The organism is Paenibacillus sp. FSL R5-0345, from assembly GCF_000758585.1.
Taxonomy (GTDB): Bacteria; Bacillota; Bacilli; order Paenibacillales; family Paenibacillaceae; genus Paenibacillus_AQ.
In genome coordinates, this window is record NZ_CP009281.1 from 1,706,859 (window position 1) to 1,722,121 (window position 15,263).

Annotated in this window: 11 protein-coding genes; 9 read left to right on the plus strand and 2 right to left on the minus strand. The window is 46.1% G+C overall.

The window, feature by feature from the left end; genetic code table 11:
* The first annotated feature begins 66 nt into the window (after positions 1-66).
* The 4 genes from R50345_RS07575 to R50345_RS07590 are packed head-to-tail and all read left to right on the plus strand — an operon-like array spanning position 67 to position 4,419.
* Positions 67-1,833: an L-fucose isomerase gene (locus tag R50345_RS07575; protein ID WP_042125401.1), complete on the plus strand. Its 1,767-nt coding sequence runs from the start codon at positions 67-69 to the stop codon at positions 1,831-1,833.
* A gap of 30 nt (positions 1,834-1,863) precedes the next feature.
* On the plus strand, positions 1,864-3,309 hold the full coding sequence (locus R50345_RS07580) for a rhamnulokinase (protein WP_042125402.1): 1,446 nt from the start codon (positions 1,864-1,866) through the stop codon (positions 3,307-3,309).
* Positions 3,310-3,327: 18 nt separating this feature from the next.
* The gene (locus tag R50345_RS07585) at positions 3,328-3,978 is read left to right on the plus strand and encodes a class II aldolase/adducin family protein (protein WP_042125403.1); all 651 of its coding nucleotides are present in this window, start codon (positions 3,328-3,330) and stop codon (positions 3,976-3,978) included.
* Positions 3,979-3,990: 12 nt separating this feature from the next.
* Complete coding sequence (locus R50345_RS07590; protein WP_042125404.1) at positions 3,991-4,419, plus strand: RbsD/FucU family protein; 429 nt, start codon at positions 3,991-3,993, stop codon at positions 4,417-4,419.
* 3 nt (positions 4,420-4,422) lie between these two features.
* On the opposite strand, the gene R50345_RS07595 is transcribed toward R50345_RS07590, so the two are convergent.
* Positions 4,423-5,250, minus strand: a complete 828-nt coding sequence (locus tag R50345_RS07595; protein WP_042125405.1) for an AraC family transcriptional regulator — start codon at positions 5,248-5,250, stop codon at positions 4,423-4,425.
* Positions 5,251-5,396: 146 nt separating this feature from the next.
* Between R50345_RS07595 and R50345_RS07600 the strand changes: the two genes are divergently transcribed.
* Positions 5,397-6,683, plus strand: coding sequence for a Gfo/Idh/MocA family protein (locus tag R50345_RS07600; protein ID WP_042125407.1), 1,287 nt, complete (start codon positions 5,397-5,399; stop codon positions 6,681-6,683).
* A gap of 298 nt (positions 6,684-6,981) precedes the next feature.
* Here the strand turns inward: R50345_RS07600 and R50345_RS07605 are convergent, their stop codons facing one another.
* Complete coding sequence (locus tag R50345_RS07605) at positions 6,982-8,244, minus strand: TraB/GumN family protein (protein WP_042125409.1); 1,263 nt, start codon at positions 8,242-8,244, stop codon at positions 6,982-6,984.
* Positions 8,245-8,455: 211 nt separating this feature from the next.
* On the opposite strand from R50345_RS07605, the gene R50345_RS07610 reads away from it, so the two are divergent.
* The 4 genes from R50345_RS07610 to R50345_RS07625 all read left to right on the plus strand — a co-directional run bounded on the left by R50345_RS07610 (position 8,456) and on the right by R50345_RS07625 (position 15,098).
* On the plus strand, positions 8,456-9,577 hold the full coding sequence (locus tag R50345_RS07610; protein WP_042125411.1) for a glycoside hydrolase family 88 protein: 1,122 nt from the start codon (positions 8,456-8,458) through the stop codon (positions 9,575-9,577).
* A complete protein-coding gene (locus R50345_RS07615; protein WP_042125413.1) occupies positions 9,567-11,726 on the plus strand; it encodes an alginate lyase family protein in 2,160 nt (719 codons plus the stop codon). Before R50345_RS07610 ends, R50345_RS07615 begins: the two co-directional genes overlap by 11 nt.
* 67 nt (positions 11,727-11,793) lie before the next feature.
* Positions 11,794-13,515: a sensor histidine kinase gene (locus R50345_RS07620; protein ID WP_042125415.1), complete on the plus strand. Its 1,722-nt coding sequence runs from the start codon at positions 11,794-11,796 to the stop codon at positions 13,513-13,515.
* Positions 13,515-15,098: a response regulator transcription factor gene (locus tag R50345_RS07625; protein WP_042125417.1), complete on the plus strand. Its 1,584-nt coding sequence runs from the start codon at positions 13,515-13,517 to the stop codon at positions 15,096-15,098. Before R50345_RS07620 ends, R50345_RS07625 begins: the two co-directional genes overlap by 1 nt.
* The last annotated feature ends 165 nt before the right edge of the window (positions 15,099-15,263 follow it).

Below are 15,263 nucleotides of genomic sequence, written 5' to 3' on the forward strand. Positions count from 1 at the left end.
TTTTATGATGAAGGAGAAATAGGTCCATTACCGATGATACTATGATGATCTTGAGGAGGAACAGCAGTGATAGAAAACTATCCGAAAATTGGCATCCGCCCGACCATTGATGGCAGAAGAAGAGGTGTCCGCGAATCGCTAGAAGCTCAAACCATGGGTATGGCACAGCGGGTAGCTAAGTTTATTGAAGAGAACTTATTTTATCCGGATGGCCGCCCCGTGGAATGCATCATTGCCGATTCTACGATTGGTGGTGTTAAAGAAGCTGCTGCTGCGGCTCAGAAATTTGCCGGGGCTAATGTTGGCGTATCGATTACCGTGACTCCTTGCTGGTGTTATGGTTCTGAAACGATGGATATGGACGCCTCGATCCCGCATGCGGTTTGGGGCTTTAACGGAACGGAACGCCCTGGCGCGGTCTATCTAGCTGCTGTTCTCTCTGCTTATGCACAAAAAGGAATTCCGGCGTTTGGTATCTATGGTGAGGATGTTCAGGAGTCTAGCAGTGAGGAGATTCCAGCGGATGTGCAGACTAAATTGCTGCAGTTCGCCAAAGCTGGGTTGGCTGTCGCTCAAATGAGAGGGAAATCCTATTTATCAATGGGTTCTGTTTCGATGGGGATTGCTGGATCGATTGTGAATGAACAGTTCTTCCAAGAGTATCTGGGAATGCGTAATGAATATATAGATATGTCAGAATATGTGCGACGTTTTGAAGAGGAAATTTATGATAAAGAGGAATATAAGCGAGCACTCGCGTGGACCAAAGAAAACTGCCAAGTTGGTGCCGATAATAATCCACAGCATCTGCAAATAAGTGATGATGAGAAAGAGAAGCAGTGGGAGACTTGTGTCAAAATGACATTGATCGCCCGAGATCTGATGATCGGAAATCCTGTTCTCGCTGAGCTGGGCTTTGAGGAAGAGGCTAACGGCCATAATGCGATTGTGGGTGGGTTCCAAGGGCAGCGCCAATGGACAGATCATTTTCCTAACGGGGATTTCATGGAGACAATTCTGAATTCCTCCTTTGACTGGAATGGCAAACGTTCACCTTATATCGTAGCGACAGAGAATGATAGCCTGAACGGAGTAACGATGCTATTCAATTATTTGCTTACGAATACTGCACAAATATTTGCGGATGTTCGAACCTTTTGGAGTCCAGATGCAGTTAAGCGTGTAACGGGTCACCAATTAGAAGGTGAGGCAGCACACGGAATACTGCATTTGATCAACTCTGGTTCGGCTGCTCTTGATGGGACGGGTGAGCAGACGATCGACGGTAAACCTGCGATTAAACCTTTTTGGGAAATTTCGGAGGATGAGGTGGAAGCTTGTTTGAGCCATACCCAATTCCGCCCGGCTTCTCAAGAATATTTCCGTGGGGGCGGCTTCTCTACAGATTATTTAACTAAAGGCGGGATGCCGGTGACCATGGCTCGTCTGAACTTGGTTAAAGGGCTTGGACCTGTTCTTCAGCTTGTAGAAGGTCACACAGTTGAGCTGCCTGAAGATGTTCACCATACCTTGGATCAAAGAACAGACCCGACATGGCCAACGACCTGGTTTGCGCCTAAGTTAACCAATAGTGGTTCTTTCCAATCGGTGTATGATGTCATGAATAATTGGGGCGCAAATCATGGGGCGATCAGCTATGGGCATATTGGAGCGGATTTGATTACACTGGCGTCTATTCTGCGTATTCCAGTCAGTATGCATAACGTTGAGGAATCACGTATTTTTAGACCTCGGGTGTGGTCGCTATTTGGTACCGAAGATCTGGAGGGAGCAGATTATAGAGCATGTCAGAACTTTGGACCCCTCTACTAAAATCTTCCCCTGAAGCAGGTGTGATGAACAATGGTTGATATAATTAAGCTTCTAGCCATAGATCTCGGCGCCAGTTCCGGAAGAGTTATGCTGGGGATATATGATGGAGATAGACTGCAAATGGAAGAAATTCATCGGTTTGAGAATACGCCGGTACAGATCAATGGGCACTTATATTGGGATACTCTGAGGCTTTTCCACGAAATGAAGCAAGGCGTGCAAAAAGCCTTTAGGCAACACGGAGAATTGACGTCTTTAAGTGTGGATACATGGGGAGTTGACTACGGTTTTATCGACAAAAGAGGAATGATGCTCTATTCCCCACATCATTACAGGGATCGGAGGATGGAGGCTCACCGTCTCCAATTGGAAGCGCTACTCTCACCGGCAGAGCAATTCCGTATGACCGGTCTTCAGCCAAGCGTGATTAATACAGTCTATCAGCTGTTCTCTGATTTTCAGGATAATGATTCTCTTATGGAGACCGCGGATACGATTTTGATGATGCCGGATCTATTTCATTATCTGTTTTCTGGTATTAAAGCAGCAGAGAGTACCATCTGGAGCACAAGCGGCTTAGTGGGTGCTGTCTCTGGAGAACCCTCCTCTGAATTATTGAGCAGGCTTGGAATTCCGAGTAGTCTAGTTCCACATCAAGTCCAAGCGGGAACGGTTATTGGATCTATCCTACCGGTTATTCAAGAGGAGCTTAGTGTAGGACCTATAAAAGTGATCGCCGGCGCTTCACATGACACGGCTTCAGCCGTGGCTTCGATTCCTTATACTCGTAAGGATGAAGCAGCATTTTTAAGCTGTGGTACGTGGTCGTTGGTGGGTATGGAGACGCCTGAACCGGTCATTTCAGAGAGAAGCTATGAATATGGTTTCACAAATGAACGTTGCTTCGGTAATTCTAACCGTTTGCTAAAAAACACAACGGGACTATGGATTTTGCAGGAGCTCCAAAGGAATTGGGCGAAAGCAGGAGAGAATCTTAGTCAAAGTGAAATGGTTGAACTAGCCAAAACGATTAATAGGGCGCCAGCGATCATTGATCCGAATGACCCGCTCTTCAGTACACCAGGTGTGATGATACAGCGGATTAAGGAATATTGTGAGCGGACGGGGCAACAGCCCCCTAATACGAAAGCTGAAATTATACGCGTTATCCTTGAGAGCCTTGCGCAATCATACTGTAGAACGATTGAAGAAATGGAAGAGATCACCGGCAAGACAATCACTATCATTCATATGGTTGGCGGTGGGATTCAAAATGAGCTATTATGCCAGCTCACCGCTGATGCTACGGGTAGAGAAGTCGTTGCGGGACCTGTGGAGGCCAGTGGAATTGGCAATATCATTGTCCAACTGGCTGCGCTGGGAAAATTGGATGTTTCCGAGGGGAAAGAGTTCGTGGCACAATCCTTTACCTTTAAGACATACCAGCCTTCTGTGGGAAAGAACTCTAAAAAATAGGATACGAGGAGAGTACTTATGGATACTTTGGAACAAAAATTACGTTTGCAGATTTGTGATATCGGCAGAAATCTGTTTAATAAAGATTTCATCGCCGCCAATGATGGAAATATTTCAGCACGGTTATCAGAGAATGAAATTCTTACTACTCCCAGAGCGGTGAGCAAAGGATATTTAGAGCCTCATATGATTGTAAAAGTAAATCTGCAAGGTGAAGTGCTTGAAGCGGCAGAAGGGTACAGACCTTCAACAGAAACTAAAATGCATTTGAGAATTTATAATGAGCTACCTGAGATGAATGGTGTGGTTCATGCACATCCCCCGTATGCCACTGCTTTTGCCATTAAAGGTGAGGCACTCGATAAAATGATGATGCCGGAATCGGTTATCATGATCGGGGATATCCCATTAGCGGAATATGGTACCCCTTCGACAGAAGAAATTCCAGACTCACTGATGCCTTACCTTGGCAAAAAAACAGCAGTCCTGCTTGAAAATCACGGCGCACTTACTTGGGGAACAGATGTTATGGAAGCCTATTTGAACATGGAGAGACTCGAATATACGGCTAAAATTACATTCATTACCCGTATGATTGGCGGGGAGAGAGAACTGCCGCAGCATCGGATTGATGAGCTGGTTGCGTTGAGATCTTTTTATGGGAAGTAATGAGGTGCTTGGATGTTAAAAAAAATTCCTAAGCTGCTATCTCCGGAACTGGTGCGTGTAATGATGGAAATGGGTCATGGAGATGAGCTTGTCCTCGCGGATGCGAATTATCCAGGGCACTCCTTGCACTCAAAAGTATTAAGATATGATGGCATTGGGATACCTGCTTTACTGGACGCAATATTGGAGCTGATGCCACTTGATCATTATGTGGAACATCAGTTGGCGTTTATGGCTGTGGTTGAGGGAGATCCTACGGTGCCGGTGATCTGGTCGACATACGAATCGATTATCGTCAAACATGACGCTGAAGCGACGATTAAATATGAGGAGCGGTTTGATTTTTATAATCGTTCAAAGGAAAGCTACGCTATTGTTGTAACAGGTGAAGAAGCACTTTATGGAAATATTATTATAAAAAAAGGTGTAATTAAGGCCTGATAATCAGCGGTTCTGCTTGCGGTATTGCAGGGGTGAGCACTTGGCGATGTGCTTAAACACCCGCCCGAAGTGGGCGATGCTGTCAAAGCCTGTATTCTCAGCAATGGTAGTGACTTTAGTGTTAGTGCTCTGCAAGAGTCGTTGGGCTTCCTTGATCCGAATGTAGTTTAGATATTCAACAATGGTAAATCCAGTGGTTTGCTTGAATAAACGGCAAAGATAGGTGCTGCTGATGAAAAAGGTTTCGGATAGCTGCTCTAATGTAAGCTTTTCAGCATAATGTGCCTGTAAATAATCGATCATTTCGTAGACTTTAAGCTGCTTCTCACTGCTCTCAGGAGCGATGGGCTCGCGGCTTATTTCTTGTGCTCTGTTCATTTCAATGAATAACTGGATAAGCAGTGTCTGAAGATAAGGGATCTGCTGTGATCGATGTTCCTCTTGTTCTTTTAGCATAGCGAAGAGGATATATTCGATGGCTCCTTGTTCATGGACTCCGGGTCGCAGAAGCAAGCTTTGGGTAGATAAAAAAGGAAAGCTCAGATCATAGTTGGCCAACGTTTTTTGCAGAAAGCTCTCCTCAAAGTTAATCAATATTCGCTCATGCCGTGCTGAACCCTTAGAAGTGGTGCGGTGGAGTTCATTCTTGTTAATAAATATCAGATCACCTTTGCGCAAGGTATAAATTAGATTGTTAATATAATAGCTGCGCTCACCTGCGAGTAAATAATAAATTTCATATGTATCGTGATAATGGTCGGAATCCATGCTGAAGGGTCCGGCTCTTTTGATTTGTTCAATGATAAATGGAGGCTCTAGCTCCTGTTCCATTGTAGATTTGCTCCTTTCAGATAATGAAGCTAATATATGCAAAGTTTCCGTCATATTTGCTAATAATCGCTTAGATTTCGATGTATTTTATACTATAAACTATAGAAAGAAACGTCATCTAAATCAATAGCGATGGAGTGATTCTTGTGTCGAAGAAGAAATATGTATTCGTAGGTACCGGCGGCCGAGCGGAATTCTTTTATGGAGAGATTACTACAAATTATCGTGAAACTTCGGAAATCGTAGGCTTTTGCGATGTGAATGGGGTAAGAATGGCTTATGCGAACCGATTACTGGAAGGGAAGTATCAGTATCATGCGGTTCCTACTTATAAAGCTCATGAGTTCGATCGTATGATTGAAGAGACTAAGCCGGATGTGGTTATCGTTACGAGTATTGACCGCACACATCATCGTTACATTATCCGGGCGATGGAGCTTGGCTGTGATGTTATCTCAGAGAAACCGATGACGGTGGATGAAGAAAAATGCCGGGAGATTCTTGAGGCGATTGATCGAACAGGGAAAAAGCTGCGCGTTACATTCAATTACCGCTATGCCCCGCATAACACCAAAATCCGTGAATTGATCATGGATGGAGCCATTGGCGAAGTACTTTCTGTTAACTTTGAATGGCTGCTAAATACACTGCATGGAGCGGATTACTTCCGCAGATGGCATCGGGATAAGCATAATAGTGGAGGTCTATTGGTCCATAAATCAACACATCATTTCGATTTGATGAATTTCTGGTTGGGCTCACGTCCGGACACGGTCTATGCCATGGGGGATTTAAGGTTTTATGGCAGAGAAAACGCAGAGAAGCGCGGCGTGACCGAGTTTTATCAGCGTGCTCATGGTAGTGCAGCAGCCGAAAATGATCCCTTTGCCCTTCATCTTAAAGATAATGAACAGCTGAAGCAGATGTATTTGGATGCCGAGCATGAAGATGGGTACCTGCGTGATCAAAGCGTATTCGGTGATAATATCAGCATTGAGGATACGATGGCAGTCATGGTCAAATACAAAAACAAGACGATTATGAACTATTCACTTAATGCTTATTTGCCTTGGGAAGGCTTCACTGTAGTATTTAATGGAACAAAGGGACGGATGGAAGTGAAAGTAGTTGAACAGTCTTATGTAAATGCCGGAGGGAACAAAGAGGATGAAGGGGCCCTAAAGGACAAGCAGATCACTGTATTCCCACATTTTGCGCCTCCCTATGAAGTGGAGATTGAAGAAGGTGTTGGGGGACATGGCGGCGGAGATCCGGTCATGCTGCGGGATATTTTTGAACGACCTGTGGAGGATCGGTTTAATCGAGCAGCTTCCCATGTGGATGGGGCGTTGTCTATTATGACCGGGATTGCGGCTAATCGTTCGATAGCTACCGGACTTCCAGTGAAGGTGGATCAGTTAATCAAATGGTAGAAGGAAAAAGCTCAAAACCAAAATTAGTAGTAGCCTGTTTGTGAACAAACCGCTGCGGAGTGGAGGGTTCTTACGATCGCTGTTAAAGCCCAATTTCTGGATAGTAGAAAGATTAGCAGTTGAAATTGGTCTTTAAAGGCGAACACTGGCGTTTCTCCAGAATCCCTCCACCCCTCCGCTCTGTCTTCACGTCAATTTACTACTATTTTAGATTGAGCTAAAAAAGTAAAGATAAAAGGCTGCCTCCAAAGTCATTGTGATGACTAAGAGACAGCCTTATTTATTTTGTTATTAGCAATTATTGTTTGACGACGTTAAAGCCGTCTTTTTGTAATTGGGTTACGATGCCGTCATCACCCAGCATGTGTAGTGCGCCAACAACGACAAGGTAAGTCGCTTTTTTATTACTGTTCAAATACTCTTTAACGTGCTTCGCCATGTTAGCATTTCGATCCGAAACGAGACCTTTGTAGTATTCTGGCTCCTTAGCGACCGATTGTGTCATAGCTACGAGCGACTGCTCATCTCCCTGCATCCACATTTGGGATAATGCATCCAACGAAGCTGTTGCTGCAGCATTGTCTGTTTGTTTGAGGCTATCGAGTGTATCGAGGAGAAGCTTTTCTTGTAATCCATCTGAGAATTGATCAAACATGTTCAGCTGCAATTGCATATTTTCCAATTCAATGACCGGTTTATTCAATTTGGCTGCTTTCTGTGTGAAATATAGGTCGATTCCCGTATCAGGTGTATAATCTGTTGTTTGCATTTGCAGGCTTGAAATGCCTTGAGTAACGACCCATGGCTTATAGGAATCGAATGCATCTCCAGCAAGACCATTCGCTTTCAGAAGCGCAACAACTTTGTTATAGGTATCAGCAGATACGTGATCCTTGAGCTTGGATCCATCTGTATAGGAGCCTTTCTCCGTAAGGAACTTTTGAATCTCTGTTTGATCAACCTTGGTTAAGTCAACTTCGACCCCAAGATATTGAGAAGCCTCAAAGGCAGCTTCAATTTCCGGGCGCAGCGGGTACATTTTGTCGTTAGCCACATGGATAGAACCAAGCAGATAAACGGTGTTACCGTTGTGCTCCACCTTCCATAAGAAACCGGTGCTGCCTGCAGCCTGATTATTGGCTACAAAGGTGATGGTGCGCTGCGCCGGACTCCATTCTACCTTATAGCCGATCGTTTCTCCTATAAAGCGGACAGGTACATAGGTGACATTATTGATGGTTTTAGGAGCCACCTCTAGTTTTTTCTTCTCCCCGTTCACCGTTGCTGTGGTGCTGCCGATAGTCAGTGAGAGGGCCAGTCCATTTTTGGTCCCCGTTACGGTTTTCGTCTTTTTATTCCAATTCAAATTTACATTAAGCTTCTCTAGAAGTGGACGCATAGGAACCAAGGTAGTTCCTTTTTCTACAACAGGGTTAGCATTGCCTAACTTCACTTCGGTTCCGTCAATCCATACGCCGACAGGTTTTTCAGCCGCATGGGCAGTGGTAAAGACAGACATAACAATGAAAATGGATAAAAATAATGCACCTAGCTTTTTCATTAGTAGGACACTCCGTTTCTAAGATAATGTAAGCTGTAATTCACTCACTTCATGATTTTAACGTATTTTTCCATAAATAGTTATATATTTTGTTACTTCGTTCAAAAGTCAAAATAATGCACATCAAAGCAAAAATCACCCCTATTAGATCCTGTTCACTCTCCTTATCATGAGACGTAAGAACGAAGAGTCTGAAGGGAGCAAGAAACTTATGTGGAGCAGTGCGATTGAAGATGCGATAGAGAAGGTACGTAAGAACATAGATCGGTTCGGGGGCAGTTTCCCTCATGTCAGCAAGAATGGAGCTTACCAGCTCAATAACAACGACGACTGGACTAACGGATTCTGGAGTGGCATGTTGTGGTTGTGCTATGAATATACGCAGGATGACAGCTTCCGTATTGCGGCATCTCATACCGTAGAGGATTTCCGGCGCCGTTTCGCGGCAAAGACGGTGCTTGATCATCACGATATCGGATTCTTGTATTCGTTATCCTCCAAAGCCCAGTGGATGATAGAAAAAGACGAATCCGCACGTCAGTTGACATTGCAAGCGGCAGACTTACTACTGAAGCGCTGGCGCACAGACGGTGGATATATTCAGGCTTGGGGACCTATCGGAGATGCCCAAGAAGGCGGGCGCATCATTATTGATTGCCTGTTGAATCTACCTCTTCTGTACTGGGCGGAACAACAGACCGGGGATTCCATATACCGGCAAGTGGCGATCATGCAGGCGGATAAGACGAAACGTTATCTGGTGCGGGGAGATGACAGCTCCTACCATACGTTTTTCTTCGATCAGAAGACCGGAGAGCCGATTGGGGGCGCTACGCACCAAGGCTATACTAACGGATCGACTTGGACGCGCGGTCAGGCTTGGGGCGTCTACGGTTTTGCATTATCTTACCGTTATACTAAGGATCCATTGTATTTGGAAACGTCCAAGCGGATGGCCCGTTATTTCCTGGAGCATTTGCCACAGGATCATGTCGCTTATTGGGACTTCAATGCACCGGTATCCGCGGATACTTATCGGGATAGTTCGGCATCTGCAATTGTTGCGGCCGGACTTCAGGAGCTGCTAGAGCTAATGGATGAGGAAGATCCCGAACGAGCTTATTTTCAGCAGGGATTAATACAGTCGATGACTTCACTTGTGCAGAACTATTCCACGATCGGTGAAGACGCGGAGGGGCTGCTGAAGCATGGTTCTTACCATGTGCGCGGCGATCTTTCTCCGGATGATTTCATGATCTGGGGGGATTATTTTTATCTCGAAGCGTTGCTGCGGCTGCAAAAAGGCAGCAGGGGGTACTGGTATGAACGCTGATAACCAACAAACCTCTCCGTATGCCGTCTTTACGCTACTCGACCTTGCGTTACCTGCTCTAGCTCCGGTGAAGGATGCGCTCGACCAAGCGCGGCAGGACGATGCGCTGACTGCGTTGCATCGGTACTTGACCAGCCGGAGTACGCCGGGCTGGAGAACAGATAACCGGAAGCAGCAGCTTATCGACTATATACAGCACTATTGCACAGATGATCTGGAACTTGTAATAAAGACGGCGGACGAAGTCGTCGAGCAGACATTTCTCTTCCGCTTTCCCTGGGACATGGAACGAAGCCGCATTCCGGTTACCTTTGAGGAAAAAATTGACTGGCGTTATGTTCCAGACCAAGATGTAGAATGGGCTTATATGCTGAATCGCCACCGCTACTGGGTGGCATTAGGACAAGCGTATGCGATAACTGGTAATGAAAAATATGCGAGGGCATTTTGCTGTCAGCTTGAAGATTGGCTGGACCGTAATCCTGTTCCAGACATGCCTACGAATGATACGCTGACTTGGCGTACCATTGAAGCGGGCCTTCGCTGTGCTAACTGGATCAAAGCGTTATCCTATATACAGGAAAGTTCGCTGCTCACACCGACGCTTCTGGCAAAAGTGATGATATCTCTGCATGAACACGGTGAATATTTAGCTTCATCGTTTACGGGCTGGAAGAATATCAGCAACTGGGGGGTTCTGGAGACTTGTGGCTTGTTCCAAACCGCGCTCTACTTCCCTGAGTTCACAAGGGCCAGAAACTGGCAACGTCTCGGTGAGGAGAGATTGGGGGAGACAGCTCGAATCCAGATCATGGCGGACGGTATCCACTGGGAGCAATCCCCCACTTATCACCATGAAGTTCTGGTATGTTTTCTCGACTGCATCCGCTTGGCCCGTATGAACGGACTGGAGCTTGAGGATGAATTTTTGCAAAAGGTACGTCAAATGGCCGTAGCTTCATTATATTGGGCCAAGCCGAATCATCGGCAGCCGATGCTCGGCGATAGCGATGATAGCGATGTCCGTTCGATTTTGACTTATGCGGGTTGGTTGTTCCAGGATTCTGTGCTCCGCTTTGGCGGATACGATCAAATGGATTATGATAATGCCTGGTTGTTCGGGTTGACTGGCGTTGAGGGCTACGCGCGGCTGTTGGCAGAAGAACCGTCTTACTTGTCACATTCTTTTGTACATTCCGGTCATTATGTGATGCGGACGGGTTGGGACGAGCAGGCTTTGTACTTATATTTCCACTGCGGACCACTTGGGGGTGGACATGGGCACGCGGATCTGCTACATTTCGATCTGTATGCTTATGGGCGGGATATGCTTACCGATCTTGGCAGATACAACTATAGTGATCATACACCACTCAGAAAAGCGCTAAAAGAAAGCGCTGCCCATAATACGACCACTGTTGACGGAATTGGATTTACCGAAATCACGGATACATGGTCCTTCTCCCAAATTGCGAAGCCGACAGGCACCCAATGGATTAGCAAGCCGGAATTTGATTATGTAGAAGGCAGCCATGACGGTTATCGTCATTTGAATGATCCGGTATACCCGCTTAGGAGGATTATATTCATCAAGCCTTATTACTGGCTTCTGGTCGACAGCTTCAGCTGCCGGCAGGAGCATACGTTTTCCCAGCATTTACATTTTGCGCCCGGAGCGGTTCAGATGGAAGACGAAACATTTATTTGCCGTACTAAAAATGAGCGGGAAGCCAATCTTTGCATCATTCCTGTTAATGTTGAAGGACTTCAGGGCAAGGTTGATGACGGGGTAATCTCCCGCGAATACAATCTGCTGGAACCCAATCAGCATGCTGTGTACTCCCGAACGGGGAAAGGGAAGGTTTCGATCATGCAAGTGCTGTATCCGCAGCCTCCCGGCGAGCAGTTTTGTCCTCTGGTTGAACAGGTGACGATTTACCGTCATACGGGTGAAGCAGTGGATGCTGCACAGGCCGAGGCCTGCCGCATCAGCTTCCCTGAAAAGAGTGAGGAGCATATTATCGTGATCAGCCATGAGGTTCCATCCAGTCACTTGGATTCCTATGTAGTAGAAGGTATACAAATATTTGGTGAAGTGGTCCTTATTGTTTTCGCAAACGGTCAAAAGAAAGTCACGGTAATCAGATAATGCATGTATACTGGATAACGGGCTGATAGAATACAAGAAAAGAGCATGAGAGAGGCGCGGAGAAAACATGTTCAAATTCACTTACTATAGACGTATCCAGGCATCATTTCTTTTGCTGATTTTTATCCCGCTGATTGCAGTATCGATCATCTCCTTTGTGCTAATTCGGGATACGATGGTAGAAAAGCTACAGCTCAGCAACGATAACTTCCTGAACGTTATGATTGACGAACTAAACAAGACCATTGATGATGTGACATTTGCATCGCATTTTATTGTAAACGATACCAATTTTCGCGCCAATCTGAAGGTCTTTGCAGATACCGAGCGGCTGAACACCTATCAGGATTACGTACATTTTACGCAAATTCAGGATGTATTTTCGCTCATCAACTCTAAGCCGCTAAATAATAACATTCGCATGTATTTGGTTAACCGGAAGCACTTTGTGATCTCCTCTGGGACTGAGAATTTATCCGTGATTAATGCCAACATGGACAAACTGATGGGCCGTGTCAATATTCACGAACCGGAGACCTTGCAATGGCTAGGGATGGCTGACAGCGGTTCAGGCAAAAGCAGCAGCTACTATATTGCCAGAGTAATCTATGACAGCCGGGAGAAACGCCAGGTATCCGTGCTTCTCATCTCCATTCCCGAGGCCTATTTCAACAAGCTGCTTGGACCGGTTGAATTTGGAAAGGTTGCGTTGTTTGATTCCGGAGGCGGCCTGATTGCTGGGAACACAGAACTAGCTCCAGAAGGTAAGGAAGCGAGAGGAAGCGTACGAACGGCCAGAGCCATCGACAAATCTAATTGGCAGCTGGTCTATGAAGCTTCGGAAAAAGAATGGTCGGGCCAGATTTCGCGAACTTTTTATAGTGGTATTGGCTTGGTGCTTCTTTTGTTCATTGTCTTTTCGGCCACCTCTATGTTGATTGCCAAAAGATTGCATAGTCCGATCATGAAGCTGCAGCGCGTTGTTCGCCAGTTCGGGATGGGGAATCTTGATGTCAGGCTGGAGGTCAAGGGCAAGGATGAAATCGCTGAGCTTGGGCAGACGTTGAATACTATGCTGGACCAACTGCAAGGATTGATTCACGACATCGAGCTGGAGCAGGAACAGAAGCGAGTGATGGAGCTGGAAGCGCTGTTTATGCAGATTCGTCCCCACTTTTTGATCAACACCCTGAATTCAATCAAATGTAGCCTTATTTTGGCTAAAGATAAGCTCCACAGCGGAATCATTGATTCGCTAATGAGTCTGCTCCGGGCGTATCTAAAGGTCAATGAACCGGCTACCTTGCGGGAAGAATGTAAACTGCTCGGCCATTATATTGACATCATGAAGATCCGCAACGAAATCCCTCTTGAACTGGAGGTCGATCTGGAAGCGGATACAGAGAAGCTCATCGTCCCTAAGCTGATTCTGCAGCCACTCGTAGAGAATGCCATCGTTCACGGTCTAGTTGACCACCCGGCACCGCGTATTGTCGTTCGTTCACGAACGATCCCTGATGGGATTCTGATTGAAGTTGAAGATAATGGCTGCGGTGCGGGGGCAGAAGTTTTGGCGGGATTGAACCGCAGGTTAATGTACAAGGGCGATGAACAGGATGGAACTTATCAAAGGGTCGGTTTAATTAACGTGGTTCAAAGGCTGAGGCTGACCTATGGTCAGGATACCCGCTTGTCGCTGCATAATTTGCCGCAGGGTGGGGTGTCCGTTTCTCTGTATTTGCCGCAAGGCAATCATCAGGTTAATCTGTCGGAGAGAGAGGGATATTGATGTATAAAGTGATGCTCATAGATGATGATGTTCCTATGCTCAAGGTGCTTCAGCAGATGATTGACTGGGAAGCACATAGCTTGCAGATTGTCGGCAGCACCTATTCCAGTGCCAAGGCGTTATTAATGTTCGAGGAAGTACAGCCCGACATCGTGATCACGGATATTGGCTTGCCGCAAAAGAACGGGATTGAGCTGGCTGATTACTTTACCCGGATGAAGCCAGAGGTCAGAATTATTTTCCTGACCTGTCATGAGGATTTCCATTACGCTCAGCAAGCGGTAAAGCTGAAGGTGGATGACTATTTAATCAAGGACCAGCTAACGGATGAACAACTGGAGAAAAGCCTTGCCAAGTCCGTACGCTTGCTTAAATCGAAGATCGGGTTAATCAAACATGGGGAGACGGGTTACAACAGCCAGTTATTCCGGCAGAATCTGCTGCAAAGGGTGATTGGCGGCGCCCCGCCCGAAACCACGCTAGCATATGCGGCGCAAATCGGCATATCCTGGACGTACCCGTGGTTCATGCTGGGCACGGTCAGCATTCACTTTTCCAGTTTCGAGAAGCGGTACAAGCAGAGCGAGTATCCACTTATTTTATATGCCATCTACAATATAGCCCTAGAGCTGTCTGAAGCGTGTGAGGGGATTACGCCTTTTTTGGAACAGAAGAATATTGTAATTCTGTATAATTACCGTGTGAATCTGGCGCAGAATGCCAGTCTTTATTTTCATGATTATTTACAGCGATTGTGTTCCGAGTGCTCCCATCTCCTTAAGATTCAACCGGGCATCATCGCAGTCACTGAGAAAATAGAGCTGCAGGCGATTGGACAGATTCATCGGCAAATTGTCCAGGACAAGTGCGAGTTCTATGCGAGTGCGGAATACACAGTTCTGGATACTCTGCAAATCGCTACCCCTCGCTTCCAGCCTGCTCCTCAAGGATTTCTGGATAGTTATATCCCGCAGATGGAACGGGCCGTGATTAAAAATGATCTTGAAGCCATCCGTGGCACTCTTCAGGAAATCGCTAAGACTGCAAAAGTAATGGCTATCCATCCGGGCGATTTCGTCCGGGATTTATCCTTTATGCTCCGTGGTATCGAGCTGATGTTCACTAGCCTAACGTTCGATGAGGATCTGTTCGTCTATCTCGTGCAAACCCGCACACTGGAGGATACGATGGAACTGGTGGAAAGAAAGCTGGTGCAGATTACAGGCAGCAAGCAGCAGGTGGCAGGAGCTCCCCCGCAGGAGCCGAAGCTGCAGCTTATTCAGCAATTTATCGATCAGCATCTTGGCGATAATATCACTTCAATCGATATGGCACGTTATCTCTTTCTGGACCCGAGCTATTTCTCGCGTTATTTCAAGCGCATGACAGGTCTGACCTTTACGGACTATGTACATCAGCACAAGATGAAGGTTGCGACCAAAATGCTGAAAATATCCAGCCAGAACCTGGAATCGCTAGCCGTCGGTCTGGGATATTCGGACAGAACCTATTTTTCAAAAGTGTTTAAAAAATATGTGGGAACAACGCCGAGCGAGTATAAATCCAAACACTCGGTACGCTGAGAGCGTAATTTTTAACCTGCCGATTAGATCCCGCCCATCTAGGGCGGGTTTTTTTTGTTGAATTATAAGGATAATGTATAAGTTTCACGCTATACATTATCCTTATAATTCTTGCATAAATGCTTAGCGTCCTTAAAAGGACGCCGAAGGCACTTTAGCTTGCCT